This window comes from Bradyrhizobium sp. 2TAF24, from assembly GCF_052115025.1.
Taxonomy (GTDB): domain Bacteria; phylum Pseudomonadota; class Alphaproteobacteria; order Rhizobiales; family Xanthobacteraceae; genus Bradyrhizobium_A.
In genome coordinates, this window is sequence record NZ_JBFRFW010000003.1 from 241,393 (window position 1) to 266,837 (window position 25,445).

General features: G+C 66.4%; 22 protein-coding genes. 2 read left to right on the plus strand and 20 right to left on the minus strand.

What is annotated here, in order from left to right; all coding sequences use genetic code 11:
- Positions 1-99: 99 nt before the first annotated feature.
- The 5 genes from AB4Z37_RS07005 to AB4Z37_RS07025 form a co-directional block, all read right to left on the minus strand.
- The gene (locus AB4Z37_RS07005) at positions 100-1,074 is read right to left on the minus strand and encodes a TorF family putative porin (protein WP_441515978.1); all 975 of its coding nucleotides are present in this window, start codon (positions 1,072-1,074) and stop codon (positions 100-102) included.
- Between the two features lie 462 nt (positions 1,075-1,536).
- The gene (locus AB4Z37_RS07010) at positions 1,537-1,899 is read right to left on the minus strand and encodes a hypothetical protein (RefSeq protein WP_441515979.1); all 363 of its coding nucleotides are present in this window, start codon (positions 1,897-1,899) and stop codon (positions 1,537-1,539) included.
- A gap of 391 nt (positions 1,900-2,290) precedes the next feature.
- Positions 2,291-3,607: a glycolate oxidase subunit GlcF gene (gene glcF / locus AB4Z37_RS07015; protein ID WP_441515980.1), complete on the minus strand. Its 1,317-nt coding sequence runs from the start codon at positions 3,605-3,607 to the stop codon at positions 2,291-2,293.
- Positions 3,607-4,845: an FAD-binding protein gene (locus AB4Z37_RS07020; protein WP_441515981.1), complete on the minus strand. Its 1,239-nt coding sequence runs from the start codon at positions 4,843-4,845 to the stop codon at positions 3,607-3,609. The genes glcF and AB4Z37_RS07020 overlap by 1 nt, the downstream gene beginning before the upstream one ends.
- A gap of 9 nt (positions 4,846-4,854) precedes the next feature.
- Positions 4,855-6,348 carry an FAD-linked oxidase C-terminal domain-containing protein gene (locus AB4Z37_RS07025; RefSeq protein WP_441515982.1) on the minus strand — a complete coding sequence of 498 codons (1,494 nt, stop codon included), beginning with the start codon at positions 6,346-6,348 and terminating at the stop codon, positions 4,855-4,857.
- 191 nt (positions 6,349-6,539) lie between these two features.
- Between AB4Z37_RS07025 and AB4Z37_RS07030 the strand changes: the two genes are divergently transcribed.
- Entirely contained in the window at positions 6,540-6,929 is a 390-nt protein-coding gene (locus AB4Z37_RS07030) for a c-type cytochrome (RefSeq protein ID WP_441515983.1), read from the plus strand.
- 37 nt (positions 6,930-6,966) lie between these two features.
- Here AB4Z37_RS07030 and AB4Z37_RS07035 read toward each other — a convergent pair whose 3' ends face one another.
- The 4 genes from AB4Z37_RS07035 to AB4Z37_RS07050 form a co-directional block, all read right to left on the minus strand.
- The gene (locus tag AB4Z37_RS07035; RefSeq protein ID WP_393011831.1) at positions 6,967-7,326 is read right to left on the minus strand and encodes a hypothetical protein; all 360 of its coding nucleotides are present in this window, start codon (positions 7,324-7,326) and stop codon (positions 6,967-6,969) included.
- Positions 7,327-7,375: 49 nt separating this feature from the next.
- On the minus strand, positions 7,376-8,071 hold the full coding sequence (locus AB4Z37_RS07040) for a TetR/AcrR family transcriptional regulator (protein WP_441515984.1): 696 nt from the start codon (positions 8,069-8,071) through the stop codon (positions 7,376-7,378).
- A gap of 237 nt (positions 8,072-8,308) precedes the next feature.
- The gene (locus AB4Z37_RS07045; protein WP_441515985.1) at positions 8,309-8,623 is read right to left on the minus strand and encodes an AzlD family protein; all 315 of its coding nucleotides are present in this window, start codon (positions 8,621-8,623) and stop codon (positions 8,309-8,311) included.
- Positions 8,616-9,347, minus strand: coding sequence for an AzlC family ABC transporter permease (locus AB4Z37_RS07050; RefSeq protein ID WP_441515986.1), 732 nt, complete (start codon positions 9,345-9,347; stop codon positions 8,616-8,618). Before AB4Z37_RS07050 ends, AB4Z37_RS07045 begins: the two co-directional genes overlap by 8 nt.
- A gap of 370 nt (positions 9,348-9,717) precedes the next feature.
- Here AB4Z37_RS07050 and AB4Z37_RS07055 point away from each other — a divergent pair, with 370 nt between their 5' ends.
- Positions 9,718-11,178, plus strand: a complete 1,461-nt coding sequence (locus AB4Z37_RS07055; RefSeq protein WP_441515987.1) for an amidase — start codon at positions 9,718-9,720, stop codon at positions 11,176-11,178.
- A 309-nt stretch (positions 11,179-11,487) separates the two neighbouring features.
- Here the strand turns inward: AB4Z37_RS07055 and ftsH are convergent, their stop codons facing one another.
- The 11 genes from ftsH to tolQ all read right to left on the minus strand — a co-directional run bounded on the left by ftsH (position 11,488) and on the right by tolQ (position 25,214).
- The gene (gene ftsH, locus AB4Z37_RS07060) at positions 11,488-13,410 is read right to left on the minus strand and encodes an ATP-dependent zinc metalloprotease FtsH (RefSeq protein WP_441515988.1); all 1,923 of its coding nucleotides are present in this window, start codon (positions 13,408-13,410) and stop codon (positions 11,488-11,490) included.
- A gap of 293 nt (positions 13,411-13,703) precedes the next feature.
- Positions 13,704-14,786 carry a tRNA lysidine(34) synthetase TilS gene (gene tilS / locus AB4Z37_RS07065; protein ID WP_441515989.1) on the minus strand — a complete coding sequence of 361 codons (1,083 nt, stop codon included), beginning with the start codon at positions 14,784-14,786 and terminating at the stop codon, positions 13,704-13,706.
- A 3-nt stretch (positions 14,787-14,789) separates the two neighbouring features.
- Positions 14,790-15,815 carry a tol-pal system protein YbgF gene (gene ybgF, locus AB4Z37_RS07070; RefSeq protein WP_441515990.1) on the minus strand — a complete coding sequence of 342 codons (1,026 nt, stop codon included), beginning with the start codon at positions 15,813-15,815 and terminating at the stop codon, positions 14,790-14,792.
- 172 nt (positions 15,816-15,987) lie between these two features.
- Positions 15,988-16,485, minus strand: coding sequence for a peptidoglycan-associated lipoprotein Pal (pal, locus tag AB4Z37_RS07075; protein WP_441515991.1), 498 nt, complete (start codon positions 16,483-16,485; stop codon positions 15,988-15,990).
- A gap of 283 nt (positions 16,486-16,768) precedes the next feature.
- The gene (locus AB4Z37_RS07080) at positions 16,769-18,085 is read right to left on the minus strand and encodes a dicarboxylate/amino acid:cation symporter (protein WP_441515992.1); all 1,317 of its coding nucleotides are present in this window, start codon (positions 18,083-18,085) and stop codon (positions 16,769-16,771) included.
- Positions 18,086-18,179: 94 nt separating this feature from the next.
- Positions 18,180-18,941, minus strand: a complete 762-nt coding sequence (locus tag AB4Z37_RS07085; protein WP_441515993.1) for an N-acyl amino acid synthase FeeM domain-containing protein — start codon at positions 18,939-18,941, stop codon at positions 18,180-18,182.
- Between the two features lie 163 nt (positions 18,942-19,104).
- Entirely contained in the window at positions 19,105-21,444 is a 2,340-nt protein-coding gene (locus AB4Z37_RS07090) for a putative bifunctional diguanylate cyclase/phosphodiesterase (RefSeq protein WP_441515994.1), read from the minus strand.
- A gap of 189 nt (positions 21,445-21,633) precedes the next feature.
- Complete coding sequence (tolB, locus tag AB4Z37_RS07095) at positions 21,634-22,902, minus strand: Tol-Pal system beta propeller repeat protein TolB (RefSeq protein ID WP_441516145.1); 1,269 nt, start codon at positions 22,900-22,902, stop codon at positions 21,634-21,636.
- A 98-nt stretch (positions 22,903-23,000) separates the two neighbouring features.
- Positions 23,001-23,954, minus strand: coding sequence for a protein TolA (locus AB4Z37_RS07100; protein ID WP_441515995.1), 954 nt, complete (start codon positions 23,952-23,954; stop codon positions 23,001-23,003).
- Between the two features lies 1 nt (position 23,955).
- Positions 23,956-24,414 (minus strand): protein TolR, encoded by a 459-nt coding sequence (tolR, locus tag AB4Z37_RS07105; RefSeq protein WP_441515996.1) that lies wholly within the window; start codon positions 24,412-24,414, stop codon positions 23,956-23,958.
- An 86-nt stretch (positions 24,415-24,500) separates the two neighbouring features.
- A complete protein-coding gene (gene tolQ / locus AB4Z37_RS07110) occupies positions 24,501-25,214 on the minus strand; it encodes a protein TolQ (RefSeq protein ID WP_441515997.1) in 714 nt (237 codons plus the stop codon).
- Positions 25,215-25,445: the final 231 nt, after the last annotated feature.

Sequence of the window (25,445 nt, forward strand, 5' to 3'; positions counted from 1 at the left end):
ACGACTGCTTCGGCGATATGCCGGCGACGCCAGCAAAACAAAAGGGGCGGCAGATCGCTCTGCCGCCCCCCTTCGGGTCCTGTTGGAGTCCCGAACCGCTTACTTCAGGTTGGTCATCGCCGTCAGGTCAGCCGACAGCTTCGCGATGAAGGTCGAGCCGCACCAGTTGGTGCCCGCACCACCCGGGTTGATCGCGGTCACGCTGGTCGCGCCGCTGGCGTTGAACGCGCTGGTGAAGGCGTTGCAGTTCCCCTTGTTGAGGTCGCTGTCCGAGTACCGCAGATCGAGCGTGAACACCTTGTAGGTGAAGCCGATGCCGATGTTCCAGGTGTTGTAGTCGGCGTACTTGATTCCCGGGCCGAACGGCGGGGTGAGCGAGTAGAACGAGTCGGTGGTGCCCAGCCACTGGCGGCCGAACTCACCCGACACATAAGCGCCGATGCCGCTCGAACCGAACCACGTGGTCGGCGCGATCGCCTTGCCGGTGATCGAGGCGTAGGTGCCGTCGGCGCCCGAGTTCAGGAACGACGGGGTGTAGAACACGTTGCCGCCGAGCGAGAAGTTGTCGTTGATGGTCCAGGTGACCTTGGCGTAGCCCTCGTAGAAGCTGACGTCCTTCTTCATCACGTTGCCGTTCGGCAGCACTGCGGCTCCGACGGGGCAGACCACTGCGCCGATGCAGCTGCCACCCGGATACAGGTAGCCCCAGACACCGAAGTCGAAGGCGAAGGCGCCGAAGGTCGGGCGGATACCGCCGTAGATATCGACTTCGGCGGCGGCACGGTTGGCGAACGAGATGCTCTCGAACGAGGTGCCGACGTAGAGCTGCAGGTTGGGGTTGATGTTATAGCGCGGCTCGAAATAGGCCGTCACCGACGGCTTGTGGTTCGACTGGGTGACACCGCGGAACACGTAGTCGTTCATGATCGCCGAGCCGAACGCGATATCCCAGGACGACACCTCAGGCGCCGCGGGCGGAGCCTTGGTGTACACCTTGGCCGGCAGATCAGCAGCCGAGGCCGCTCCGATGCCCAACGCGAGCAGCGCCGCGACCGACAAACCCAACTTCTTCATGACGATCCCCATCACCGTTGAAACTTCAGCCTCATTACCGAGCGCCCGAAAGGGCTAGGGACATGGCGGCTGACGGAAACTTTTTCCTCAGTCACAATCGGGGAAACTAGGCCAAATCGCGAAGCAAAAAAGGCAAGCATCTGCCGACTTTTTAGGCTATCTGGCCGCGCAACGGTAAGTTGTCGGCAAGTGTTGCATCTCCAACACAGTTCCTAGGACTACATCCCTCTGGCAGGGGCAGTGACCTGGCCTGTCCGCAGCTGTTCTCCAGCACATCGTCGGAATGGAGCGAATCACTTTGACTGCAACTACAGGTCTCCCGGCGAGACAAGAGTCGCCGCAGATCTATCAACAGCAAAGGCCGCGGTGCATCCACCGCGGCCTTCGCCTTGAGACCTGAAAAGGTCCGACGCTGTCTTCGTATCCGTTCGGCGGCGCCCCCAGCGCGGCGGAGCGGATATGTCAGCTGTGCTCGCCTCCGTCGGCGGTATGCTCGGACGGCGGGGCGCCCCAACCACCGGACTGCACCGGGGTCAACGCGGCTTCCGGCTCGGCATGCTCGACCGGCGCAGGCGCTGCCTTGGGAGCAGCCTTGCGCTTGGCGGGCGCCTTCCGGGCCGCCTTCTTTGCGGTTTTCGCCGCCGTTTTCTTGGCTGCTTTCTTGGTTGCCTTCTTGGCGCTCTTCTTTGCGGCCTTCTTGGCCGGCGCCTTCTTGGCCTTCTTCGCCGCCTTCTTGGCGGACTTCTTCGCTGCCTTCTTGGCAGCCTTCTTCACAAGCTTCTTTGCTTTCTTTGCCTTCGCCTTTTTCTTCTTCGCCTTCGCCATCATGGTCCTCCTGTTGCCGCGATCGAAGTCAGAACCCCAAACGTGAGAAATTCAAAAGTCAGAAATTCAAAAGTCAGAGGTTTTAAAGAGTCGGAAATCCAGTAGCGACGATTCGGGAGATTTGAATGCCGGCGATCTGATCGGACATCGGCTGAATGTCCGGAATGTCGCCGGTGCGCGATGCGGCACCGCAGCGCCGCGCCCGGCCGATGGCCCGGCTGCCTGATCTCGATCGGTCTGCGTCTGCCTGCCGTCATTCGCCCGCAGGTCTCTCGTCAGCTCGTTCACGGCTGCGCCACTTACCTGCCCAGCCCCGGTCTCGCGACCGCCAGTTTTCCACGCGTCAGTTCTTCACACAGTCAGTTCTTCACGCAGTCAATTCGTCACACCGTCAGTTCAGCTGGGGACGAGGACCGCCCGTCGCCCAATCGAGCAGCTCGATGGTGTGGACGACCGGCGTCGATGTACCCCCGGCAATCTGCACCATGCATCCGATATTGCCGGCGGCGATCACATCAGGCTTCACGGCTGCGATGTTGGCGACCTTGCGATCGCGCAGTCGGTTCGCAATGCCGGGCTGCAGTATGTTGTACGTCCCCGCCGAGCCGCAACACAGATGGCTCTCAGCTATATCTTTCACCACGAATCCGCTCTTGGAAAGCAATTCTTTTGGAAGCTGCGTGATTTTCTGTCCGTGCTGCAGCGAACATGCGGAGTGATAAGCGACGACAAGGTCGTTGCGCTCACGCGGCCAGGCGACGTCGAGACCTGCGATATACTCGGTGACATCCTTCGCGAGCGCGGCGACCCGCGTGGCCTTGGCGGCGTAGACTTTGTCCTCCCGCAGCATGTAGCCGTAGTCCTTGATGGTCGTTCCGCACCCCGAAGTGGTAACAAGAATGGCGTCGAGACCGGACCGCGCTCGCTCGGCATCCCAGACGTCGACGTTGTGCCGCGCGCGCTGCAAGGCGTCGTGATCCCGCCCCATGTGATGTGTCAGCGAGCCGCAGCACTGCTCGTCCGCCACCAGCACCACCTCGATGCCTTGACGGGTCAGCATGCGGATCGCCGCGGCATTGATGCCCGGTGACAGCACCTGCTGGGCGCAGCCCTGCAGCAGTGCGACACGTCCACGCTTCGTCCCGAGCGCCGGAAACACCGTGCCGCCCGCCGCGCCGCGCGGCGGCAGGGAGGCCGGCGCCAGCGCCAGCATCGCTTTGATCCGGTTAAGGAAAGTCGGTCGCGCGGGATCCGGCTCGGCAGGCCCGAGCAGCACGGCGAACGGCCGGCCGAGCCGCACCAGCGTCATGCTCAACCGGAACAACGACGGCCGCGGCAGCACGTAGGCCAGCACGCCGCGCAACAGCCGCTCGGTCCACGGCCGCGCATACTGCTCCTCGACCCGCACCCGCGCCTGGTCGACGAGATGCATGTAGTGGACCCCGGATGGACAGGTGGTCATGCAGGCGAGGCACGACAGGCAGCGGTCGATGTGCTTGGCGACCTCCTGCGTCGGCGCCTTGTCCTGCTCGAGCATCTCCTTGATCAGGTAGATGCGGCCACGCGGGCTATCGAGCTCGTCGCCCAGCAGCACATAGGTCGGGCACGTCGCGGTGCAGAAGCCGCAATGCACGCAGGCCCGCAGGATCTTGTCGGCCTCCGCAATGTCGGGATCGGCGAGCTGCGCCAGCGAAAATTCGGTTCTCATCAGCCGGCGTCCCTGACCATCCGGTGGCGGTTGAAGATGAGCTTCGGATCGAAGCTCTGTTTGACGCGCCGGCCGAGCGCAGCGAGTCCGGCTTCCTGCGGAGGGAAGACGTCGATCGCGCCGCGCACGGCCTCGCCGGCGCGAATCAGCGTGGCGTGCCCCCCAGTGCCATCGGTGCGGGCCCGCACGCGCGCGGCAAAGGCGTCCGGCGCCGGTGGCACCGCCAGCCAGATCAGGCCTCCGCCCCAGTCATAGAGCACCTCGCCGCCGGTCTCTTCGGCAAGCGCGCGGCCGAGCGTCCCGCCGGCGGCCGGCGGACACACGATGCGCCACACCGGCCAGGCACCGCGGGCACCGGCGGCGGCGAACGGTGCCACGTCACGGATCGCCGCCCACAGCGGCCGGGATGCCTCCTCCGACACGGTATCGACCTTGCCAAAGGCGCCGAGCGCGTCGCTGAGGGAACCGGTGCGATGGGCCACCGACGCCGCAATGCCCTCGAGCCGCAGCAGCGTCAGCCCCTGTGCACCGGCAGCGAGCGCCCCCAGCGCCGCGCCGCTGTCCTGCAGCGCCGCCGCCGGCAAATGGGCGGCAGCGGAGACGTCGTAGGGCGATCCCAGCGCCGCGGTCATGGCACGGTTGGCGGTGGTCTCGTCGAGCCCGCGCAGCATCAGCGTGGTCTCGCTCTCGGCCTTCGGCATCACCTTGAAGGTGACCTCGGTAACCACGGCGAGCGTGCCCCAGGAGCCGGCGATCAGCTTGCAGAGATCATAGCCGGTGACGTTCTTCACCACCTTGCCGCCGGCCTTGAAGGCCTCACCAAACCCCGACACCGCGGCGGCGCCGAGCAGGTGGTCGCGCGCGCCGCCGGCCCTGATGCGCCGTGGCCCGGCGAGCCCCGCCGCCACCATGCCGCCGATGGTGCCCGCGCCGGGAGTGGTGCCGAGCAGCGTCGCGGTATCCATCGGCTCGAACGCGAACTCCTGCCCCTTGGCATCGATCAGCGACTGCACGTCGGCGAGCGGCGCGCCGGCCTGGACCGTCAAGATCAGCTCGCTCGGCTCATAGCCGACCACGGCGCTGAGCGCGGACAGGTCGAGCACGGCATTGGTCACCATTGGCCGGCCGATGCCACGCTTGGTGCCATGACCGATGATCTCGAGCGGCTGCTCGGTGGCCAGGGCCGCCTGCACCGCCTGTTCCACGTCCCGGGCGTCCCGGGCTTTCAGCGTTTCCACGATCGGCACTCAGAAGCGGGGGATGTCAGGGAAGGCGAGCTTGCCGCCGTGGACATGGACGCGGCCGAGCTCGGCACAGCGGTGCAGGGTGGGAAACACCTTGCCCGGGTTGAGCAGGCCCTGCGCATCGAAGGCGCATTTCAGCCGCTGCTGCTGGGCGAGGTCGACCGCGCTGAACATGTCCGGCATCAGGTCGCGCTTCTCGACGCCGACGCCGTGCTCCCCGGTCAGCACGCCGCCGAGCTCGACGCAGCAGCGCAGAATGTCGGCGCCGAACGCCTCCGCCTTGTCCATCTCGCCGGGCTTGTTGGCATCGTACAGGATCAGCGGATGCAGGTTGCCGTCGCCGGCGTGGAACACGTTGGCGACGCCGAGGCCATACTTTTCCGACAACTGGCGGATGCGCGTCAGCACCTCCGGCAGCCTGGCGCGGGGAATGGTGCCATCCATGCAGAGATAGTCCGGCGAGATCCGCCCGACCGCGGGAAACGCCGCCTTGCGGCCGGCCCAGAACAGCAGCCGCTCCTGCTCGGAGGTCGAGATCTGCAGCGTCGCCTGGCCACACCCCTTGGCGATCGTCTCGACCCGCAGGATCAGCTCATCGACCTCGACGCCCGGGCCATCGAGCTCGATGATCAGCAGCGCCTCGACATCCAGCGGATAGCCGGCGTGAACGAAGGCCTCCGCCGCATGGATCGCGGGTTTATCCATCATCTCCATGCCGCCGGGAATGATGCCGGCAGCGATGATCCGCGCGACGCACTCGCCCGCCGCCTCGACGCTGTGGAAGCCGACCATCAGCGCCCGCGCCGTCTCGGGCTTGCGCAGGATGCGCACGGTGATCTCGGTGATGACGCCGAGCAGTCCCTCCGAGCCGGTGATGATGCCCATCAGATCATAACCACAGGTCTCGGCGGTCTTGCCGCCGATCCGCAGCACCTCGCCGCTCATCAGCACGATCTCGCAGCCGAGGATGTTGTTGGTGGTCATGCCGTACTTCAGGCAGTGCACGCCGCCGGAATTCTCCGCGACATTGCCGCCGATGCTGCAGGCGATCTGCGACGACGGATCGGGCGCATAGTAGAAGCCGGCATGGGCGACCGCCTGGCTGATCGCAAGGTTGGTGACGCCCGGCTCGGTCACCACGGCGCGGTTGTCGAAATCGATCTCGCGGATGCGCTTGAACTTACCGAGCCCAAGCAGTACGCCGTCGGCGAGCGGCAGCGCCCCGCCCGACAGCGACGTGCCGGAGCCGCGCGGCACCACCTTGATGCCGTGCTGATGGCAATAGCGCAGCACTTGCGACACCTGCTCGGTGGTGTCGGGCAGAACCACCACCATCGGCAACTGGCGATAGGCAGTGACGCCGTCGGATTCATAGGGGCGCATCTCGGCGGCACTGTCGATCACGCCCTCGCCGGGCACGATGCGGCGGAGGTCGGCGACGATGCTCGCCCGTCGCGCCAACACCGCCTGATCCGGTTCGGGCATTCTGATCGACATCGCATCTCCCCGCGCGGGCGCTCGGAACGCGCCACTTGTCATGATTTTGATCCGGCCGAATCAAGCATGTCCGCAACACCGGCGCAACGCCGCGATGGTTCAACGCCGCAGACGCCGCCACGCGCTTGTGCCGGACACGACGGAGATGGCACACTTCGCATCGCAATCCAAGATTCTCGGGAGACGTCATAATGAAAGCTCTGGTTCTGTCGGCGTCGCTGCTTGCTGCGGTCATGGCCGCCACAGGCGCGAAAGCCCAGGATGTGGCCGCCGGCGAGGCCTCGTTCCGCAAGTGCACGCCCTGCCACGCCATCGGCGAAGGCGCCAAGAACAAGGTCGGACCGGAGCTCAACGGTTTGAACGGCCGCAAGTCAGGCACGGCGGACGGCTATTCGTACTCGGAGGCCAACAAGAACTCGGGCATCACCTGGGATGAAGCCACCTTCAAGGACTACATCAAGGATCCGCGCCTCAAGGTGCCCGGCACCAAGATGGCGTTCGCCGGCATCAAGAACGAGAAGGAAGTGAACGACCTGTGGGCCTATCTCGCCCAGTTCGGCGCGGACGGAAAGAAGAAGTAACGCGCCATCCGCCGGGCGCGCCGGACGCGCCCCTCGCTCAGTCCTCGGAACGGCGCACCGCCCCATCAGGGCTTGCGCCGTTCGGCTTCAAGCGCCCGCTCTGCATCAGGGCCACCCGGCCGAGCGGGGTCAGCTCGATCCGCGCGCCTTCGCCGCGCGTCAGCCGGCGCGTCACCAGGCCGCGATCGACCGCATCCTCCCACACCGTCAGCCGCGGGCAGGAGCTGCGCCAGGCTTCCATGAGTTCCGTGTAGGTATGCGGTTCGCGGGCGACCCACTCCAGGAGATCGAGCAGCAACGGATCGATGCTGTCGGCGGCCACGCCGCGTGACGCGCGTTTCGCTCGCCGGTTCGGAGATTCGGCCGTGCGGCCGGCTCCGCTCTTGGCATCGGTCACGGGCACGTCTCCCTCTCCTGGGACGCCGCCGCGGACCGAGGTGACCGGATCAGCCGGCCAGCACCGTGGTCTTGGCCGGCGCCGGTGCCTGCACGGGCAGCGCGGCCTGCACCACGAGCCCCCGCGCCCGGGCGTCCATCACCCCCACCGCGCGCAACGCCAGCAGCGTCACGGTCTGCACCACGTCGCGCAGCCGGATCGGGTCATCAAGATCGTTTGGCGCCAACGGGCCGATCAAAGCCTCATGCAGAGCGCCGAGCAGCGCCGTGGCGGCGAGCTCCGTATCCTGGGCCGGCAGGTGGCCGGCGCGCACCGCGGCATCGATCCGCAGCTTGATCTCGGCGGCAATGGCGCGGCGGCTGGCGAGCCGCGATTCGGTGACGTCGACATCCACCGGCTCGGCCAGGATGCCCCAGGCGAGCTTGCGATGGGACACCACATGGACGGCGATGGTGGTGACCGCCGCGGCCAGCGCCGAGGACGGCCCCGGCGCCGCATCCGCCGCGCGACGGATGGCGGTCAGCTCGTCATGGGAGACGTCAGCGATCAGCTCGGAGATCAGGTCGGCCTTGGACGGGAAATAGCGATACACCGTGCCGGCCGCGACATTGGCGCGGGTCGCCACTGGTGCGATCTGGACGGCCGCCATCCCGCCCTCGGAAGCCGCTTCACGCGCTGCGTTGAGGATCGCGTGCCGGCGCGCCGCAAGGCGGCGCACGACCTGATGAGTGCGACGATAAACCATTGAGTGTCTTGTCCCTTCTAAAACTGAACAACAATTCAGGACGGGTGACAAGATGGTCGGTTCGCACTGCAACATAGTGCCGGGCCGGGCGAATCAGAGATCGTCATCACGCAGGCGATCACCCTCGCGTCACGGCATCGACGGGAAATCCCGGCGGATCGCGCATGGCGACGGTCACGGCCATCCGCCGCGGCACGTCTTCACCGAACGCGAAGACACCCTAACCGTGGAAGCCAATTAACCGTGGAAGCCAAGCGCGCGGGCGAGCGCCGCCACCGCCATGCCAGTGAACACCGCGATGAAGTCGTTGCGGCGGATGATGGTGACAATCATCGCGGCCGCGATCGCGAACATCACCACCGGCCCGCCATTGACCGCGACCGGCAGCGACGCCGCCACGATGATCGAGCCTGGCAGCGCCTCGAGCATGCGGCGTACCCGCGGGGTGATGGTGACGTAGCTCATCAGCCAATAGCCGCCGACACGCGACAGCACGGTGACAACCATCATGACCGCGAACGCGATCATCACATCGCTGCGCAGCTCAGTCATCGCCCATCACTCCTGCGCTGACGCTGCCGGCAACCGCACCGCTGATGATGAACCAGTAGCCCGGCACCAGCCAGTGCACGAAGAGCGCGACAATCCCTGCAATGCCCCAGGGAATGGCGCGGCGGGCGCCCTTCCAGGCCGGCACCAGCATCGCCGCGTAGAACGCCGGCATCACCAGGTCGACGCCGTACTTCTTCGGGTCCGTGAGCTGCTCGGCGAGCAGGTAGCCGGGGATCGAGGACAGCAGCCAGGCGAAATAGAGCACGATGCCGCCGCCGACGAAGAACCAGGCGTTGGCGCCGCCATGTTCGCGATAGCGCATCGCCGCGAGCCAGCCGCCATCGGTGACCAGCAGCATGGATGGATAAGCCTGCCAGGGCGGCAGCGTGCCGAACCACGGCTGCAGACTGGCGCTCATCAGCGCAAAGCGGATGTTGACCGTGGTAGTGACCAGCGCCAGCGTGGCGATGGTCGACGCGGTGAGCACGTCGGGCCAGGATTGCACCGCCACGAATTGCGACAGGCCGCCATAGACGATGGCCATCATCACCTCGACCTCGGCAAGCGAGAACTGCTTCTGGGCGCACTGGGCGCCGAACGCGAGGCCGAAGGCGAGCGTGCCCGGCAGCATCGGCGCGATGGCGTAGATGCCGGGGATGATGGCGTCACGCGCCCAATAGGCGCGCGTGGCGTGATGAGGCTGCAGGTGGGGTGCGTGCGACATGACAAGAAATGCTGTGCTCGCTGTGCATGAAGCGCGCCTGCCGATCCGTCAACCGGGCCCGCGCGCCCGGCCGCCCTGCAATTTCGCATTGATCGGACCATCGCAACGCTGTCCGCGACAATTCCGGTCCGGCGCAACGGCGATCAAATCGCCGACGCGGAGCGATGCTAGGGTGCCGCCGCGAATGCCGCCCCGGCGTCGTGGTCACCGCGCCCCAGACGCGGATTTCGGGAGAACAGCCGTGCCGATCACCCCCAGCCGACGGCAGATCATCGCCGCTGCCGGCGCTGCCACCATCACGGGACTGGCAGGACCGGTGGCGGGCGAGCCGCCCCCCGCATCACAGCCAACAACACCGACGAGGAAACCCATGAGCGGACTGGATTACGCCACACTGCGCGACCAGGTGGCCGCGCTGCGCGCCAAGACGATCTCGGCCGTGGAGCTGCTCGATCAGAGCATCGCCCGCATCGCGCGGTTCGACGGCCAGATCAATGCCGTGGTGGTGCGCGACTTCGACCGTGCCCGCACGGCGGCACGCGAGGCCGACGCGGCGCTGGCGCGCGGCGAGACCGGTGCCCTGCTCGGCGTCCCCGTGGCGATCAAGGAATCCTTCAATGTCGCCGGCCTGCCCACCACCTGGGGCTTTCCTTCAGCCAAGGGCTGGATCGCGAAGGAGGACGCCGTGCTGGTGTCGCGGCTGAAGGCCGCAGGCGCCGTGGTGATCGGCAAGACCAACGTGCCGATCAGTCTCGCCGACTGGCAGTCCTACAACGACATCTACGGCACCACCAACAACCCGTGGGACACCGGCCGCTCGCCCGGCGGCTCCTCGGGCGGCTCGTCCGCGGCGCTCGCCGCCGGCTACGTGTCGCTGGCGCTCGGCTCCGACATCGGTGGCTCGCTGCGGATCCCGGCGCACTTCTGCGGCGTCTTCGCCCACAAGCCGTCCGCGATGCTGCTGCCGCGGCGCGGTCACACCCCACCGGGCGTGCCGCCGCTGTCGTCCTTCATCGACCTTGCGGTGGTCGGCCCGATGACGCGCAGCGCCGCCGATCTGTCGCTCGCCACCTCCCTGCTCGCCGGCCCCGACGACGACGAGGCCGTGGCCTACAAGCTCGTGCTGCCGCCGTCGCGCGCGGAGTCGCTGAGGGATTTTCGCGTGCTGGTGCTCGACAGCCATCCGCTGCTACCCACCTCGGACGCCGTCCGCGGCGGGCTCGACCGCATCGCGCAGGGGCTGGAGAAGGCGGGCGCCAAGGTGGTCCGGCGCAGCGATGCCATGCCCAATCTCGTGCTGCTGGCGCAAACGTATATGACGCTGCTGACCTCGGTGTTCGGCGCCGATATCCCGGAAGATGCTTACCGGGCCACCCAGGCCGCGATCGCCAATGTCCCGGCATCGGTCGACACGCTCGACGCCATGCGGGGCCGCGGGCTGGTCCTGTCGCACCGCGACTGGATCAAGGCGGACCGGGTGCGCAGTGCGCTGGCCGCGAACTGGCGCGAGCTGTTCCGGACCGTCGACGTGGTGCTGTGCCCGGTGACGCCGACCCCCGCCTTCCCGCATGACCATTCGCCGGACCAGCGCGCGCGGGTGCTGGACGTCGATGGCAAGAGCGTGCCCTACCAGGACATCCTGGTGTGGCCGGGCATCGCCACCCTGACCGGCCTGCCGGCAACCGCCATGCCGATGGGCCGCGCGCCGAACGGCCTGCCGGTCGGGATGCAGATCGTCGGCCCCTATCTCGAGGACCGCACGCCACTGCGCTTTGCCGAGCTCGCGGAGGCGGCATTCGGCGGCTTCACGGCGCCCCCCGGCTTCACCTGAGAGTCTGACTGGAACAGCAACCACCGAACAGCATATTTGTCGTCGCCGGGCTTGTCCCGGCGACCCCGATAAGGCGGGCATTGCGTCCCTGATCGAGGTGGCCGGCAGACCTTAGTCCTAGCGATCCGTCGAAGACGGATCGCGCTGCGCGGCCACGACGGAGAAAACAGACAGCGCGCAGTCTGCTCACGATGGCCTGATGTAACGCGCGGTATTTCCGATCAGTCTCTGAGACGCTCAAGCCATCCGCAAAAAGAAAACGCCGCGTTTCCGCGGCGTTTTTTATTGGGTCGTCGTTGAAGCGCCGGATCAGGCCTGCGGCGCCGGCTCGGTGCCGATATCCGGCTCCGGACGCGGCCGCGGCTTGCCGGCCGGCGGCACCGCGGAGGTGCGCGGTCCGGTCGGCTCGAGCACCGACTCGCGGTTCGGCTTCTTGCCGCCGAGCAGGTCGACGATCTCGTCGCCGGTCAGCGTCTCGAACTCCAGCAGGCCCTTGGCCAGGGTCTCGAGGTCGTCGCGCTTGGTGGTCAGGATGTGGGTCGCCTCCTTGTACCCTTCCTCGACCAGACGGCGGATCTCGACGTCGATCTTCTGGGCGGTGGCTTCCGACACGTTCTGGGTGCGCGACACCGACATGCCGAGGAACACCTCGTCCTGGTTCTCGCCATAGGACACGGTGCCGAGCTCGTCGGACAGGCCCCAGCGCGTCACCATCATGCGGGCGAGACGGGTCGCCTGCTCGATGTCGGACGCGGCGCCCGAGGTGACCTTCTCCTTGCCGAAGATCAGCTCTTCGGCGACGCGGCCGCCCATCATGATGGCGAGACGCGAGGTCATCTGCTCCAGCGACATCGACAGCTTGTCGCGCTCGGGCAGCTGCATCACCATGCCGAGCGCACGGCCGCGCGGAATGATGGTGGCCTTGTGCACCGGGTCGGTCGCCTTGACGTTGAGCGCGACGATGGCATGGCCGCCTTCGTGATAGGCGGTCAACATCTTCTCTTCCTCGGTCATGACGAGCGACTTGCGCTCGGCGCCCATCATCACCTTGTCCTTGGCGTCCTCGAACTCGCTCTGGGTGACCATGCGCTTGTTGCGCCGGGCCGCCATCAGCGCCGCTTCGTTGACGAGGTTCATCAGGTCGGCGCCCGAGAAGCCGGGGGTGCCGCGCGCGATGGTCTTGAGGTTGATATCCGGCGCCAGCGGCACCTTGCGGACATGCACCTTGAGGATCTGCTCGCGGCCGACGACGTCCGGGTTCGGGACGATGACCTGGCGGTCGAAGCGGCCGGGACGCAGCAGCGCCGGATCGAGCACGTCCGGACGGTTGGTCGCGGCGATGAGGATCACGCCCTCGTTCGCCTCGAAGCCGTCCATCTCGACCAGCAGCTGGTTCAGCGTCTGCTCGCGCTCGTCGTTACCGCCGCCGAGGCCGGCGCCGCGATGACGGCCGACCGCGTCGATTTCGTCGATGAAGATGATGCACGGCGCATTCTTCTTGGCCTGCTCGAACATGTCGCGGACGCGCGAGGCGCCGACGCCGACGAACATTTCCACGAAGTCCGAACCGGAGATGGTGAAGAACGGCACGTTGGCTTCGCCGGCGACCGCGCGGGCGATCAGCGTCTTGCCGGTGCCCGGAGGGCCGACCAGCAGCAGGCCGCGCGGAATGCGGCCGCCGAGGCGCTGGAACTTGCCGGGATCACGCAGGAACTCGACGATTTCCTGGAGGTCCTGCTTGGCCTCATCGACACCGGCGACGTCCTCGAAGGTGACGCGGCCATGGGCCTCCGTCAGCATCTTGGCGCGCGACTTGCCGAAGCCCATCGCCTTGCCGGCGCCGCCCTGCATCTGGCGGCTGAGGAAGATCCAGACGCCGATCAGGGCGATGAACGGCAGCCATGACACCAGCAGCGACACGAACCACGGCACGTTGTCGCCGGGCGGACGCGCGGTAATCGAGACCTTGGCGTCATAGAGCCGCTTCACCAGGGACGGATCCTGCGGCGCATAGGTCTGGAAGCTGCCGCCGTTGGTAAAGGTGCCGTGGATCTCCTGACCCTGGATCACCACGTCGCGGACATGGTTCTGATCCACCTCGGACAGCAGCTGCGAGAACGAGATGTCTTGCGAGGAGGCGCGTTGCCCCGGATTCTGGAACAGCGTGAACAGTGCCAACAGCAGCAAGACGATGATGACCCAGAGGGCGAAGTTGCGCAGATTGGCGTTCATTCGGATTCCTTCGTGGCTGCGCGGACCGCAGCCGTGCGTCCTTCGAGATGCTCGGGGCGTCGACGTGGTGACCAGGGCTCAGATGGCGGTTCTGAATGCCAGGATGCCTGTCGACTTGTCGGTTTCCCGCCTCGCGCGATGAATTGGAAGTCCCGGATTCGGGGCCCCGCCACAGGGTTACAATTTAGGTGCCCACCCGGCTACTGCCAAGGGAACCTGTTGGGACTATTTAGCGCATTTTACCGCTATTCCAGGTGAAATCAGGGCAAGTTTCGCGCTGTCCCCTGCCGTGGTTAAAGTTTGTTCGGGGATGGGCGCACACGGGACGATTTTCGTGGCGGCGCCGGAGCGATGCTCAGGTTCCCGGCCATCTCCACCACGGCTCCGGCGAGGGTCTGCTTCAGCCGCCCCTGCCCGGCCCAGGCCGCATCCATCGCCCGCAGCAGGGTTTCGGTCTTGCTGAGCTCGGCCGGCCCCTCGTCGCCTGCCCGGTCGATCGCCCGGGCCAGCAGGCGCAGGCGGATTTCCTCGGGAGCCGCGAAAAAACCCACGGCATCAATCGCCGAGTGGCGCCCGGCGCGATCGATTCGCACCAGCGCGCGCTCCGCGGCGTCGGCGACCGCCTCGATCGCCGCGTTGGCGCGTGCGAGCCGCCCGGCAAGCCGGGCCAGGTTGCGCGCATCGCAGCCCTCCTCGGCGAGCACGGGCATCAAGGCCCGCAGGCGCGGCCTGGTAAAGGTACGGTCCTGATTGCTCGGATCGGTTGCGTAGGCGATGCGTGCTCGTTTCAGTGTCGCCACGAGGCGCGCCTTCGGCATGTCCAGCAGCGGCCGCACCAGCATCAGGCCATCCCGCGCGGAGGTCCGCGCCATCGCCGCGAGGCCGGCAAGACCGCTGCCGCGCGACAGCCGCATCAGCACCGTCTCGGCCTGGTCGTCCCGGGTGTGCGCGGTGAGGAGGTGCACGGTGCCATGGGCGCGCGCGAGATCGGCCAGCAGGCGATAACGTGCGGTTCGCGCCGCGGCAGGGATGCCGGCTCGCGGCTTCGGCCCACGCCAGCGCAGCGTGTGATGCTCGACGGAGAGCGTCGCCGCCAGCGCCTTGACGGCGCGCGCCTCGGCCGCCGCCTCGCGGCGCAGGCCATGATCGACGGTAACTGCGATCAGCCGCGGCCCGCGCCGTAACGCCCGCCGCCAGCGCGCCGCCAGCGCCATCAATGCCATGGAATCGGGGCCGCCGGAGACGGCCAGCACCAGCGCCGGCGCGTCCTTCAGGTCAGCGAACAACGCGCGCGCCTCGGTGGCGGAGATCGGCGCCGCGTCAGGATCATGCCGCGCGGCGCGCTCGCGTTTCAGCGGATCCCGCGCCGCGGCCATGGCCTAGCACTTGGCCCGCTTCTGTTCGCGCTCGACGGCCTGCTTCACCCCGGTCGACGCCCGGGGATATTTGCGCGCGACCTCACTGAGCGCCGCGCAGGCCGCCTCGCGCTCCTTCAGCGCCGCCAGCGACTGGCCGAGCCGCAGCAGGGCATCCGGCGCCTTGGCCGAGGTGTCGTACTTGGAGGTGACGTTGAGGAACGTCTCCGCCGCATCACGATAGCGCTGACGCTGGAACATGCTCTCGCCCAGCCAGTACTGCGCGTCGCCGACCAGGCGGTCGCTCGGGTACTTCTGCACGAAGTTGCGCATGGTCTCCTCGGCCAGCCCATAATCCTTGCGCTGGATGTAGCCGATGCCGAGATCGAACTCGTCCTTCGGCGTCGCGCCCGGCGGCAGCGTGGTCAGGCCGCCCGGCGCGGCTGGCCCGGGAGCCCCGCCGGGGCCAGCGTTGGCGAGATCGAGCGGCTCGCCCGGACCACGCCCGCCCGGCGCGCCGACCGGCGGCGCAGCAACCTGGGCATTGGGATCGATCGTCATCTGGCCGCCGCCGAGGGCTCGCGGCGCCCCCGGCGCGCTCGGATTCTGGTTCGGGTCGAACGCGTCATTGCGCCGGCCGGCCTGCCGCGTCTGAGGCACCTGCTGGATCGGCGCCGACTGCTGATAGGTCTGCTGGGGGTAGGGCTGCTGCTGGGGATAGCCCTGCTGCGGCGGCGAATCCTGGTAGGTCTGCTGCTGCGGCGGATAGGACGGGCTGGCCGCCATGCCACCACCCGCGCCGGGCCGCCCGGCCTGGGCCTGCGGCGCCCCCTGAGCCCCCTGCAACTGGCGCAGCTGCTCTTCGAGCATCCGATTGCGGTGCTGCAATTCCTCGTTCTGTCCGGTCAGCTGACGGACCTGGTTCTCGAGACGCTCGACCCGCTGCGGATCGTTGTCGTCGTCCATCTGCGCCATCGCGCGCACGGGCAGCACAACGGCCGCCGCGACGGCAAGCGCCGCGCAGGCCGACTTATGAAATCTGGATGACATGGATGCCTGATGAAAATGAGAGTCGATCGACGACGCTTTATTGAGGCATGCAGTACGCCGAAAATGTGGCTTTGACAAAGGGCGTGACGGCTCGCACCGCCCTGCCAACGCAAAACCGGCGCCCTGCGGCGCCGGTCACGTTCTCGTGTCGCGATCGATTGCGCCGACGACGTCAGGAGCTGGCGTTCAGCACCGTGACGGCGCGGCGGTTCTGCGACCAGCAGGAGATGTCGTTGCAGACCGCGACCGGGCGCTCCTTGCCGTAGGAGATGGTGCGCATACGGCTCGGGTCGATGCCGCGCGACGCCAGGTACGAGCGCACCGACTGGGCGCGACGGGCGCCGAGCGCGATGTTGTACTCACGGGTGCCGCGCTCGTCGGCATGGCCCTCGATGGTGAAGGAGTAGCGGCTGTAGGTCTGCAGCCACTGCACCTGCTTGTCGAGCGTCGCGGTCGCCTGCGGCGACAGGTCGGTCTGATCGCTCTCGAAGAACACGCGGTCGCCGACATTGACGACGAAATCCTGCTGGCTGCCCGGCGTCGCCGCATTGGCGAGTCCGCCATTGGCGCCATCGAGGCCGTTCTTGTTGGCGCAGGCACCCATCGACAGCGCGACAACCAGCACAGCAGCCAGCTTCAGCCCCTGGAGGATACGCATCTGATTCATCATTCCGGAGCCTCCACGCTCACGTTTTACCGATCCAGGACCCGGTCTACAGGGCGATGGTTAAACGAACGTTCCGTCAACCTTGATGAGACCTTGCCAAGCCCGTTCAAAAGCCCCCGGTCGGCGTAAAGCAATTGCGATGGTTAATGGGTCGTAAATATGGCGCGCGAGGGAAGCGACCTCACCGGAATGCGGAATGCGCCGGGCTGTGACCGCGACGACGCACCCCGGCGCATCGCGCCGGGAACTGCAGTGTTTTCAAGCCAGCGAACCGTATCGCGCGGGATCAGAGGTCGACAGCGGCCTCGCCGTTGAGCACCCGCACCGCCTTGTCGCGGTCGAGGTCGTTCTCCCATGCGGCGATCACGACGGTGGCGACGCAGTTGCCGATGAGGTTGCCGACCGCGCGTGCCATGCCGATGAACCAGTCGACCGACAGCACGAGGACGAGCCCGATCGCCGGGATCGAGGGAACCGCGCTCAGCGTCGCCGCAAGAATGACGATGGCCGACCCGGGAACGCCATGCGCGCCCTTCGATGTCACCAGCGAGATCGCCAGCACCAGCAGGAGATCGCCGACCGACAACGGTGTGTTGGTCGCCTGGGCGATGAACACCACCGCAAGCGTCAGGTAGATCGAGAAGGCGTCGAGGTTGAACGAATAGCCGGTCGGCACCACGAGGCCGACCACCGACTCCTTGACGCCCATTCGCTCGAGCTTGCGCATCACCTGGGGCAGCACGGCGTCCGAGGACGCGGTCGCCAGCACGATGGTCAGCTCTTCGCGCAGGTAGGCGAGGAATTTGAAGATGCTGAGCCCCGCGAGCCGCATCACCGCGCCGAGCACGACCAGCACGAACACCAGGACCGCGGCATAGAACAGCACCACCAGCGAGACCAGTTGCTTCAGCGACCCGACGCCATAGCGGCCGACCGTATAGGCCACCGCCCCGAGCACACCGAGCGGTGCCAGCCTCACGATCAGGCTCATCGCCTTGAACAGTACCGTCGCCGCGGCCTCGATCACCTTGCCGACCGGGGCGCCCTTGTCGCCGACCAGCGACAGGCTGACGCCGAACAGCACCGCGAAGAACAGCACCTGCAGCACGTCGTTGCGGGCGAGCGCATCGAACGAGGTCGAGGGAATGATGTTGAGGATGAACGCGCCGATCCCGCCGCCCTGCAGCTTGTGGGCGTTGTCGGCGTAGCTCGCCAGCGCCTTGGGATCGAGCGCCGCGGTGTCGATGTTCATGCCGTGGCCGGGGCCGAACAGATAGGCGAGCACAATGCCGAGCGCGAGCGCCAGCGTGGTCATCACCTCGAAATACACCAGAGCCTTGACCCCGACCCGGCCGACCTTGCGCAGGTCGCCCGCCCCCGCGATGCCATGCACCACGACACAGAACACGATCGGAGCGACGATCATCGAGATCAGCTTGAGGAAGCCGTCGCTGAGGACCTTCAGCCCGATCGCGACGTCGGGCCAGGCCATGCCGATGATGATACCGGCGACCAGCGCCACCAGCACCTGGGCGAACAGGGACTTGTAGAGCGGCGTCGGCTTGGCGGGCAGCGGCGCGGCGGCAACTTCGGCAGTGGTCATGATGCGGGAGCCCTTCGGTTCGGTCGGTGGACCGTTCGAAGCAAGCCCTATGCCATGACCCGGGCGGCACGCGCCGCCAGCCGTCCCCTCCCGCCTAGCCGCGGGGCACGATCGAGGCCACGTTCATGGCCGGCTCGGGCAGACTGACAATCGTATCCGTGGGCGAGGCATGCCTGCGCTCGAACAGCATGCGGCGCTCGAAGAACGTCGAGCGGAAGTAAGGATAGCGCTCAAAGATCTTGTCGCGGACCACGGCATACTCCGCCGCCATCAGGCTGAGCGGCTTGGTCAGCGTCGGATAGGGCCGCGGCTCGCACAGCGGATTCTGCAGGAACACGCGGCGGTAGAACGCCTGGTGCTCCTTGCGCACCGTGGCGGTGCCGAGGTCGGCCTGGAAATAGGCACATGCGACGTAGCCGAGCCGCACGGTCACATAGGGCAGCTCGGGAAACCGGCGGGCGCGGGCCGGCTCGGCGACGAAACGATTGGGGTCGACAATGATCTTGCCACGCGCGAGTTCCGGCTCCAGCAGGTCGGGAAAGGCGTCGACCGCCGGCGTCACCGGATTGTCCGGGGTGGCCACGCTGATGCGGATGGAGCTCGCCAGCACGCCGTCGATATGGATACCGAACGTCCAGGAGTTCTTCAGATCGTCGAACCTGTCGGTCAGCCGGCCATCGGCCCGCGGCTCGATCGCGCCCTCGTTGAGGTAGGCGCGATAGCGCATCTGGTAGATGTCTTCCTTTTCCGCGTCCGTCTCGGCCAGGCGATAGTCGACGTGATTCAGGATATCGAAGTGACGGTCCTGAGGATTTTTATTCGCGTGCACGACAACGCCCACTGCATGTCCTCGCATGATTGCGAGCCTTCCCAGCCTGGAACCGGGTAAAATGTTAACGGTTTCTTAACGCACGCGCAAAGGTCGTATATGTTTAGGGTTAATCCTTAAAATAGCAAAAACGCGACATTAAAAATTCATGAATCGGGGCCGGGGCGACGGACCTTGTCCGGAGCGCGCCTCAGGCCAGTGAGCGGGTGGGCTCGGCGTCCACCGGCTCTTCCTTCGGGCGCCGGCCATGGGAGGCGTTGAGCAGCTGGCGGATCTGGTGGATCGGCACCGGCGGGCTGAACAGGTAACCCTGGGCCTCGGTGATGGTGCCTTCGATCCCGATCAGTTCCAGCTGGTCGTTGGTTTCCACCCCCTCGACCACCACGCTCATGCCGAGGTCGGCGCTGAGCCGGGCGACGCCACGCAGCAGCGTCAGCGGGCGATCCTTGTCGATGCCCTCGAGGAACGAGCGGTCGATCTTGACCTTCTGCAGCGGAAAATTGTTGAGGTAACTGAGGCTGGAATAGCCGGTGCCGAAATCGTCGAGCGAAATCCGCACCCCGGCGGCGCGCAGCTGCGCCAGCACGTCCAGCGTCCACTGGGTGTTGCGCAGCAGCGAGGATTCGGTGATCTCGATTTCAAGGCGGTGCGCCGGCAGGCCCGAGACCTCGAGCGCATAGCGCACGTCGCTGAGCACGTCACGACGGTGGAACTGCTGCGACGAGAAGTTGACCGCGACACTGACCGCGGACGGCCACTGCATGCATTCCATGCAGGCCTTGCGCAGGATCCAGCGGCCGAGATCGACGATCAGGCCCATGTCTTCGGCGACCGGAATGATGTCGGACGGCGGCACGAAGCCGCGCTCCGGATGGTTCCAGCGCAGCAGCGCCTCGCAGGTCGAGATGCGGCCCGTCTTCAGGTTGACCAGCGGCTGGTAGAACAGCTCGAACTCCTCGTTGGCGAGCGCGTTGCGCAGCTCCAGTTCGAGGGTGCGCCGCGTCTCCACCACCTGCGCCATCTCCTCGCGGAAGAAGCAGAAGGTGCCGCGGCCGTCGCCCTTGGCGCGATACAGCGCCATGTCGGCGTTCTTGAGCAGCACGTCGACATTGGCGCCGCTCGACGACGTCGTCGAAATGCCGATGCTGGCGCCGATCTCGACGAGATGCTGGTCGATCTCGTAACGCTCGCTGAGACGGTTGACGACCCGCCGCGCCAGTGTCGCCGCGTCCTCGATCGACTTGATGCGTGGCTGGAACACGACGAACTCATCGCCACCGAAGCGGGCGACGAAATCGTCCGGCCGCAACATCTCGCGCAGCCGGTCGGCGACCGTGCACAGCAGGCGGTCGCCACAGGGATGGCCGAGGGTGTCGTTGACCTGCTTGAACTGGTCGAGATCGATGAACAGCAGCGCCGACAGCACGGCCTCCCCGCCGGTCGGCGCCGCCAGCAGGCGCTGGATCTCGTTGCGGAAATTGAGGCGGTTCGGCAGCCCGGTGAGCTCGTCGAACTGCGCCATGCGGTTGATGCGCGCCTCGGCGTTGCGCCGCTCGGTGATGTCCTCCACCAGCACGACGGTGCCGCCGCCGGCCATCGGCTGGACCGTCCATTCCAGCGCCCGCTCCGGCGTGATGGTCGGATCGAACGTGGTGATGTTGCCGGCGCGCGAGGCCTCGATTTCGGCGACGATGGCATTGGCGCTCGGCGCCGACAGGGTCTTGGCGACAATGGAGGCGGCTGCGAGCTCGCGCACGGTGGCGCCGCGGTGCACCAGCTCGCTCGACACCCGCAGCATGTCGGTGAAGCAGTTGTTCATGACCGCGAGGCGGCCGTCGGGGCCGAACATGCAAAGGCCGTTCGGCATGTTGTTGAGCGCGGTATCGAACTGGCCGGCGATCGAGGTCACCCGTTCGCTGGCGACCAGCGCCTTGACATAGACCTGCTGCAGGCTGAGCGTGATGCGGCGCAGGCCGATGAAGAACAGCAGGTTGAGGAACGCAAAGCCGACATAATAGACGTCGCCGTGCAACAGCAGCGCCAGCGACATCGGCCCGCAGGCGAGGATGATCTGCAACTGTGCGATGCCGGGCCGGCCATAGTTGCGGCCCGAGCCGGCGGCGGTGTAGGCGACCGTGACCGCGGTGCACAGCATATGCGCGACCGGATCGTCGCTGCCGAGCAGCACCACGAGGCACCAGATGCCGAGCGCGCTGGCATAGAGCCCGGCGCCGAAACGGTAGCGCTTCTCCCAGCGCTCCGCGCTGGACGGGTCCAGCGGCATGGTGCGCTTGGCATAGTGCTGCATGTCGAAGGCGCGGAAGGTGCCCACCGCGATGATCAGCAGCGCGCACGGCCACAGCAGGTTGTTACCGGTCTTGTAAGCGGTCATGACCGCGGCGATGGCGGCGCACAGCGCGCCGGCGAACATCGCCACCGAGTTCTGAAACAGCGAATCCACCAGCGCCGCGTAGATCGCGGGCGTCAGCGTCTTTTCGCTCGGCTCCTGTTTCAGTTCGGCAAGCTGCATGGATTCGCGTCTGCGCGGGTGTCGACCCGGCCAGTCTTAGCGTGCGCTCATGAAGCATTCCTGAGGGAACATCGTTACCGAGTGGTATTCACACGACCAAAACGCGCCAAAAATGCTCATTAAATCAGCGCCATAGGCAATGTTTGCCCAGTACACCGCGTGGGCTTCCAAAGATTCTTGCGTTTTCGTTTACGATAACAGCGGCGACCACGCCGGATCGGAGGCGAACCCCGGGGTCGGCAGGCGCTGTTCGTTGCGGCCGTCGGTGTTGACCGTGAACAGCGACGGCCCCGCGCCCTGGTCGCGGAAGAACATCACGACACGGCCGTTGGGCGCGAAGGTCGGGCCTTCGTTATGGAAGCCGGAGGTCAGGATGCGTTCCCCGGATCCGTCCGGTTTCATGATGCCGATCGCGAACTGGCCGCCGCCCTGCTTGGTAAAGGCGATGTAGTCGCCGGCCGGCGACCAGACCGGGGTCGAGTACGTTCCGCCCCCATCCTTGCTGAACGAAATGCGCTGCGCTGCCCCGCCGGTGGCCGGCATCACGTAAATCTGCGGCTTGCCGCCGCGGTCGGATTCGAAGCAGATGCGCTGGCCGTCCGGCGAATAGGACGGCGAGGTGTCGATCGCCGGGGTGTCGGTCAGCCGTGTGGTGGACTTGGAGCGCAGGTCCATCACGAACAGGTTCGAGTTGCCGCCCTGTTGCAGGCTCATGATGATGCGCTGGCCGTCCGGCGAGAACCGCGGCGAGAACGACATGCCCGGGAAGTTGCCGACGATCTCGCGCTGGCCGGTCTCGACATTGAACAGGTAGACTCGCGGGTCGCCCTGGCCGAACTCCATGTAGGTGATTTCCTGGGTCGAGGGCGAGAACCGCGGCGTCAGCACGAGGTCGGCGCCGCGGGTGAGATAGCGCACATTGGCGCCGTCCTGGTCCATCAGCGCCAGCTTCTTGACGCGCCGCTCCTTCGGGCCGCTCTCGTCGACAAACACCACGCGGCTGTCGAAATAGCCCTTCTCGCCGGTCAGCTTCTCATAGATCTGATCGGAAATGATGTGGGCGATGCGCCGCCAATACTCCGGCGAGGTGAAGTACTGCTTGCCATCAATCTGCTGGCCCGACACTACGTCCCACAGGCGGAACTCCGCCTTCAGCCGGCCGTCGGGCTGGCGGGTCATGCGGCCGGTCACCAGCGCCTGGGCATTGAGGGTGCGCCAGTTCTGGAACTGCGGCGCGACGTCGATGCTCGAGATCCTCTCGATGAATGCCGCCTGGTCGATCGGGGCGAACAACCCGCTACGCCTGAGATTGTTGGTGATGACCTGGGTCACCCCTGCTCCGACCTCGCCGTCGGCGGGCGAGCCAGCGATGAAGTTCGGGATGGCGATAACGAGAGGCGCGACGTTGCCCTCAGTAATCTTCAGGCGTGTCTGCGCCGAAGCCCAGTGTGGCAGCATCAGCCCGGCTGCGGCTCCAACGCCACCAGCCAGCACACCTCGCCTCGTCATTTGCGAAAAATCGAGCACAGACATCGTCAGTTCATTCCAATCAAAAGTCAGCTTCTGAACATCGTTTTCGGATCAAAATCGATGACCATGTCTTTCCACACGTCATACGTTTCGTCGCGCAGCATCGTGTAGGGCTGTCCCTGCAGCACCGCCCGCACTGCAGCGTCCGCGGCGGCCTGCATCCGCGGCGAGGTGATGCGCGAGACGATCTGCGGGGCAGACGCCAGCTTGCGCTCACGGGTCAGCACGATCCGTACCGACACAAACAATTCCTCAGGACGATCGCCGCCGGGCTGCACGTTCCAAAGGCTCGCGACACGCGAGACGAACGCCCCGATCTCCGATTGTGACAGCGTCTGTGCGTTGGCACGGGCCTCCCCAAGAGACGCGGACGCGTTCAGCGCCGCACCGGTGACGGCATGGCGGGTTGGCTCGCGCTTGTCGATCAGCGCGGCGATCTTGCTCTGGTCGAACTTGTAGTCCTGCTTCGGCTTGGGCGGCTGCGGCGGCGCGGCCTTCGCCTCCGGCTTCGGCGGCGGCTTCTTGCTATTGTCCTTCTTCAGCGCCTCGGCGATCGGGTCGACCTTCGGGTCCGGCTGCTTCTCGACCGGCTTCGGCTCGTCCTTCTTCTCGACGGCCTGCTTCGGCGGATCGGGCTTCTTCTCCACCGGCTTCTCGGCCGGCTTCGGCGGCGGCTCGGGGGAAGCCGCCGTCACGATTTCCTTCTTCTCGGTGATCTTGCCGACCGGATCGTCCTCCGGCGGGGTCGCATCCGCGACCTTCTCCACCAGCGGCTTCGGATTGTCCTTCTTGCCGGACTTGGAGCCGGCGGTGATCTTGGAGAGCTGATCGGCGGAGATGATATCGACCGGCATCGATTCGACCGGCGTCGCCTCGAGCGACCGCGTCGAAAACGACACGATGCTCCAGCCCAGCACAGCGGCGTGCAGGGCCACGGAGGCAACCAGAGTCTTGTCGATCTGGACCTTGCCGATCTTCACCTCAGCTCCCCTGCTCGACCTCGGTCACCAGCGCCACGCGCTTGAACCCCGCCGACGACAGCCGGCCCATCACCTTCATGACGGTGCCGTAGTCCACCTTCTTGTCGCCGCGCACGAAGATGCGCTCGTCCATGCCGTTGCGGGTTTCGGTGATCGCCTTCAGCTTGGGCACGAGGTCGTCGACTGCGATCTGGGTGTCGTTGAGGTAGACCTCGCCCTTGAGGTTCACCGACAGCGTCAACGGCTCCTTGTCGTTGTCGAGGCTCTTGGCCTGGGTCTGCGGCAGGTCGAGCGGCACGCCGACGGTGAGCAGCGGCGCCGACACCATGAAGATGATCAGCAGCACCAGCATCACGTCGACCATCGGCGTGACGTTGATCTCGGCCATGACATGGGCACGCCGGCTGCCGCGGCCACGCCGCCGCCCGCCACCAGAAGCACCTGCTGCGCTCATCCCCATCAGAGACTACCCTCGGCCACGGTTATCCCAACACGCTGGTCCCACACGACCACCCCGTCCTGCACGGACGCCGGCCTCCCCAGGCCTTACGCCCGCTCATCGATCTGCCGCGACAGGATCGCGGAAAACTCGTCGGCGAACCCTTCCAGCCGCTGGGCCTGGCGGTTCACCTCGGAGGAGAACTTATTGTAGAAAATAGTCGCCGGAATGGCAGCGATAAGGCCGATCGCGGTGGCGAACAGCGCCTCCGCGATGCCGGGCGCCACCACCGCCAGCGACGTGTTCTTGGACGCGGCGATCGACTGGAAGCTCGACATGATACCCCAGACGGTGCCGAACAGGCCGACGAACGGGCCGGCCGAGCCGACGGTCGCCAGCACCAGCAGGCGCCGTTCCAGGCGCTCCACCTCGCGGGCGATCGACACGTCCATCACCTTCTCGATCCGCATCTGCAGGCCGGCAAAAGACCGCGCCTGGCTCTCGAACGAGCGCTTCCATTCGCGCATCGCGGCGACAAACAGCGCCGCCATCGAATAGGTCGGCTTGGCGGAGAGGCCGCGATAGAGCTCCTCGATCGACTGCCCCGACCAGAATGCCTGCTCGAACCGGTCCATGGCGCGGCGCGTGCGGGCGAACAGGAAGATCTTGTCGATCGCGATGGCCCACACCCAGACGGAGCAGCCGAGAAGGCCCAGCATCACGCCTTTCACAATCCAGTGAGCCTGCCAGAACAGGGCGATCAGCGACACGTCGGCCGAGGCCATCGGCAGAGCCGACTGAGCGACGTCGGCTGGATTCATCGGCAGTATCCTCTCAAATTGTCCCTCGCGAAATCCCGGCGGGCAGCGACGCTGGCACGCGCGGCAACCACGGCCGAACACCAAGTCCTTCATGTCGCATGGGAAAAGCCCATCACGGAGCTGCCCCCACTTTCCCCGGCAACATGTCAAAACAAGGGCTGTCGGCGCGGTTTTTCGCCCTCCCACCAAACGCTCATCGTGGTTAATGCGACGTTACTTTAGCGGGCCCAT

Bases quoted from the DNA above. Each gene is read 5' to 3' on its own strand.
- tolB (WP_441516145.1), bottom strand. From the start codon at position 22,902: ATGCTGCCACACTGGGCTTCGGCGCAGACACGCCTGAAGATTACTGAG.
- AB4Z37_RS07010 (WP_441515979.1), bottom strand. From the start codon at position 1,899: ATGGCGAAGGCGAAGAAGAAAAAGGCGAAGGCAAAGAAAGCAAAGAAG.
- AB4Z37_RS07085 (WP_441515993.1), bottom strand. From the start codon at position 18,941: ATGCGAGGACATGCAGTGGGCGTTGTCGTGCACGCGAATAAAAATCCT.
- AB4Z37_RS07040 (WP_441515984.1), bottom strand. From the start codon at position 8,071: ATGGTTTATCGTCGCACTCATCAGGTCGTGCGCCGCCTTGCGGCGCGC.
- tolQ (WP_441515997.1), bottom strand. From the start codon at position 25,214: ATGAATCCAGCCGACGTCGCTCAGTCGGCTCTGCCGATGGCCTCGGCC.
- AB4Z37_RS07005 (WP_441515978.1), bottom strand. From the start codon at position 1,074: ATGAAGAAGTTGGGTTTGTCGGTCGCGGCGCTGCTCGCGTTGGGCATC.
- AB4Z37_RS07090 (WP_441515994.1), bottom strand. From the start codon at position 21,444: ATGCAGCTTGCCGAACTGAAACAGGAGCCGAGCGAAAAGACGCTGACG.
- ybgF (WP_441515990.1), bottom strand. From the start codon at position 15,815: ATGTCATCCAGATTTCATAAGTCGGCCTGCGCGGCGCTTGCCGTCGCG.
- AB4Z37_RS07045 (WP_441515985.1), bottom strand. From the start codon at position 8,623: ATGACTGAGCTGCGCAGCGATGTGATGATCGCGTTCGCGGTCATGATG.
- AB4Z37_RS07050 (WP_441515986.1), bottom strand. From the start codon at position 9,347: ATGTCGCACGCACCCCACCTGCAGCCTCATCACGCCACGCGCGCCTAT.
- glcF (WP_441515980.1), bottom strand. From the start codon at position 3,607: ATGAGAACCGAATTTTCGCTGGCGCAGCTCGCCGATCCCGACATTGCG.
- AB4Z37_RS07025 (WP_441515982.1), bottom strand. From the start codon at position 6,348: ATGTCGATCAGAATGCCCGAACCGGATCAGGCGGTGTTGGCGCGACGG.
- AB4Z37_RS07080 (WP_441515992.1), bottom strand. From the start codon at position 18,085: ATGACCACTGCCGAAGTTGCCGCCGCGCCGCTGCCCGCCAAGCCGACG.
- AB4Z37_RS07055 (WP_441515987.1), top strand. From the start codon at position 9,718: ATGAGCGGACTGGATTACGCCACACTGCGCGACCAGGTGGCCGCGCTG.
- ftsH (WP_441515988.1), bottom strand. From the start codon at position 13,410: ATGAACGCCAATCTGCGCAACTTCGCCCTCTGGGTCATCATCGTCTTG.
- AB4Z37_RS07030 (WP_441515983.1), top strand. From the start codon at position 6,540: ATGAAAGCTCTGGTTCTGTCGGCGTCGCTGCTTGCTGCGGTCATGGCC.
- tilS (WP_441515989.1), bottom strand. From the start codon at position 14,786: ATGGCCGCGGCGCGGGATCCGCTGAAACGCGAGCGCGCCGCGCGGCAT.
- pal (WP_441515991.1), bottom strand. From the start codon at position 16,485: ATGATGAATCAGATGCGTATCCTCCAGGGGCTGAAGCTGGCTGCTGTG.
- tolR (WP_441515996.1), bottom strand. From the start codon at position 24,414: ATGGGGATGAGCGCAGCAGGTGCTTCTGGTGGCGGGCGGCGGCGTGGC.